This is a genomic window from Priestia sp. P5_B4, assembly GCF_056400385.1.
Map to the genome: position 1 here is coordinate 1 of NZ_JBFULJ010000464.1, position 3,034 is coordinate 3,034.

5 protein-coding genes and 1 pseudogene are annotated in these 3,034 nt (G+C 36.5%); 1 reads left to right on the top strand and 5 read right to left on the bottom strand.

The features are described 5' to 3' along the window. The 4 genes and pseudogenes from AC1DRF_RS21345 to AC1DRF_RS21360 form a co-directional block, all read right to left on the bottom strand. Positions 1-198: pseudogene (locus AC1DRF_RS21345) on the bottom strand (GNAT family N-acetyltransferase); the annotation flags it as partial. Between the two features lie 2 nt (positions 199-200). Continuing rightward, a complete protein-coding gene (locus AC1DRF_RS21350; protein ID WP_427076150.1) occupies positions 201-407 on the bottom strand; it encodes a zinc ribbon domain-containing protein in 207 nt (68 codons plus the stop codon). Between the two features lie 177 nt (positions 408-584). Beyond that, positions 585-1,406 (bottom strand): MBL fold metallo-hydrolase, encoded by an 822-nt coding sequence (locus tag AC1DRF_RS21355; RefSeq protein WP_427076151.1) that lies wholly within the window; start codon positions 1,404-1,406, stop codon positions 585-587. A gap of 291 nt (positions 1,407-1,697) precedes the next feature. Next, the gene (locus tag AC1DRF_RS21360; RefSeq protein WP_013056977.1) at positions 1,698-1,907 is read right to left on the bottom strand and encodes a cold-shock protein; all 210 of its coding nucleotides are present in this window, start codon (positions 1,905-1,907) and stop codon (positions 1,698-1,700) included. 144 nt (positions 1,908-2,051) lie between these two features. Here AC1DRF_RS21360 and AC1DRF_RS21365 point away from each other — a divergent pair, with 144 nt between their 5' ends. Next, positions 2,052-2,501: a MarR family winged helix-turn-helix transcriptional regulator gene (locus AC1DRF_RS21365; protein WP_013083086.1), complete on the top strand. Its 450-nt coding sequence runs from the start codon at positions 2,052-2,054 to the stop codon at positions 2,499-2,501. A gap of 60 nt (positions 2,502-2,561) precedes the next feature. Here the strand turns inward: AC1DRF_RS21365 and AC1DRF_RS21370 are convergent, their stop codons facing one another. Further along, the gene (locus AC1DRF_RS21370; protein WP_013056975.1) at positions 2,562-2,981 is read right to left on the bottom strand and encodes an organic hydroperoxide resistance protein; all 420 of its coding nucleotides are present in this window, start codon (positions 2,979-2,981) and stop codon (positions 2,562-2,564) included. Positions 2,982-3,034: the final 53 nt, after the last annotated feature.

A 3,034-nucleotide genomic window follows, 5' to 3' on the forward strand; every position in this document is an offset into this window, starting at 1 on the left:
CTTTACTTCTACTGCCCGTTCCTCTTCATCGATGAGGCACTGCACAACTCCTATCTCCTTCTTTTCATACACAATGGTAAATAAGGAACCTTCATTTATATACGACTTCACCACTTTTTCGTCTTCATCCCCTATTAATAGCAGATTCAAATAGGAAGCGCGCCGGTCTTTGTGAATTTCAATAAGATCGATACTCATTTTCATCCTCCAAAAAATAAGTCAATAATATTGCTGCCTCTTGAAGATGATTTATTATATAGCTCTGAATACCCGCAGCTCGTGCAATATACCACTATAAAGTGATTGTGCTGAACGTCTAAGTATCTAGACAGCCCCGTTCCCGTTGTAGCAATTTCTTTTGTTTTTGCTTCTGTATGTCCACATTTTACACAACCGTTTTTCCCCATTGTCATACTCCTTTATACATAAAATAATTTCTTATTTATATAAACGATTAGAAAAGGAAAAAGTTTCATTTAATTGACAAAYAAAGGAACAAAGGAAAACCACATTTTCCATTACCTAGAAATAGAAAATGTGGTTTCTTACTTTTAGTATTAACGGTATGACTATACAGTTGGTTTCTATGATAGGAGTTCTCTTTTCATAATTTCAACGTTTTTTTGATGACATTGTGCGGTGAAATCAGAGGGAAACGCCAGTTTATCATTTAGCTTATCGAGCGCTTCTTTACTGTTTTCTTTCACTGCCGCTTGCAGTTCATCTAAATAAGAGCTGGCCATCTCCACTCGTCTTTGAATTTCAGCTCGGTGATGTGTCGTTTTCCCGTGCCCGGGAACTAGCGTTAGATTTTGGTGCTTAGCTAAAATGTGTCGCGCAATAGCAAGCGTGTCGCGGTAATCATTTACACTTTCATATATGTACGGATATTCAAAATCCGATAAATAATCCCCTGCAATCCATATCGAATCATCGACAATCATAAATAGGCCATCGGTTGTATGACCTTTTGCAAAATAACAGGTAATGGATGTTTCACCTAAAGTAATATGCTGTTCATTTTCGGTTACAACAATATCTAATTCTGGGAATATAATATCATGGGATCTTTTTATATAATAGTCATGATCAAACTGCTGAATCATTTGAACTTTTTCTTCTTTGTCCGGGTGTTGTTCTAAAAATTTGCTGCCGATAAAGGTGGCATTTAATTCTAAGAAAGCCCCATACCCAATGACGTGATCAAAATCTCCGTGAGTAAAAAACACATACAGTTTGCGGTGGTTTAAGATCCCTTGAACATGCTGTTTAATTTCATTAATTTCGTGAGGAAGCCACGTTGGATCAACAACAATGACACAGTCTTTTGTTTCAATGACTGCAGATGTTGTTTGAAACAGCGCGCTTTCAAAAACCGTCATTTGCTCCGTTTTATATTGAATCATGAGAACAGCTCCTTATTTTTTCTATCACCTTTATTATAGCGGAAATAGAAAGATAAGAGTGCGTATGACGGTTTATAAAACAAAACTATGCAAGATGTGATAAAATGCGGAACCAGCCAAACAATGAAATCCAGATAGGAATACTAAATAAGGTTCCCCAAAATAAACCTTTCAAAAAGTTCCCTTGATTCATTCTGATATTCCTCACCTTCATCGTATGTTGGTTTTTAGTCTAGCGCAGCTTAATGAAATTTTAGTGAAAAATAAAAAAAGAAGCAGTTGCTTCTTTTTTTATTTATTATAAAATTGGTGATCGTACTTAATTTTCGGCAGCTCGCGTACTTCCTGCGACATTTCCGTTCCGCACATCGGACAGTTATAATCAACCGTAACAAAATCTTCTCTCATCCACCCATTACATGATTCAGATTGACACGCGTATACAGTCGTATCCATCATTTGATCTACTTCTTCTTCTACGGCTTTTTTTGCAAAATACATGTGCACAGCTCCCTTTTTTTCTTAGTATATGTAAAATTCCCATTTTTTATTTACAGCTTGATTACTTTTTCATCCGACGTTATTGGACACCACTATTTAATTGTGTATAATTAAATAAAAAGCAATAGACTGGAGGCCACATGAATGGAACAACTTTATAAGCAGCTGCAGCTAGAAAACCAGCTTTGTTTCTCAATTTACGCCACGTCTCGAGAAATTACAAAGGTGTACAAGCCGCTGCTCGATAAATTAGGAGTAACCTATCCGCAGTATTTAGCCCTTCTTGTTTTATGGGAACATGAAACACTCAGCGTAAAAAAAATGGGCGAACTTCTGTATTTGGATTCAGGCACCCTTACTCCTATGCTAAAAAGAATGCAGGATCAAGAATTAGTGATTCGTCAGCGTTCTCATGAAGATGAACGCGTTGTTTTTATTAGTTTAACCGAAAAAGGAAAAAAATTACGTGATAAAGCTTGTCATATTCCAGAAGAAGTTTTTAGTATGACGAATAAGTCGCAAGGAGAATTAGAAAAGCTGAAAGAAACGCTGCAGGAGTTATTGCAATCACTGCATACGTACAATCAAAAATAGACCATATAAAATTGCACATAAAAAGCGCCTGGATTTAAGAAAAATCCAGGCGCTTTTTATTTACTCAGCCGTTGTATTTAACGTTACGTTAACATTCCCACGCGTTGCTTTAGAATACGGGCAGAATTGATGTGCATCTTCTACTAGCTTCTCAGCTACTTCTTGTGAAACGCCTTTAATATGAGCGTTTAACACCACTCCAATTTTAAAGCCATCGTCAGTGTGGTCTTTTAGTAGACTTACCTCTGCAGTAATAGAAGAATCAATGTCTTTTTTTTGTTTCTTAGCGATTAAATTTAAAGCACCGTCAAAACAAGCAGAATATCCTGCTGCAAACAGCTGCTCGGGATTTGTTCCTTCTTCTTTGTTATTTGGAGAAGGATTTACAAGGGTTAAATCAATAATACCATCATCTGATTTAACTCGACCATCTCGGCCTCCTACCGCTGTTGCTTTAGATGTAAATAGTACGTCTGACATAAGATCACCTCAYAGATTATTTTATGTAATTTCATTGCAGACAATCAAAAAAG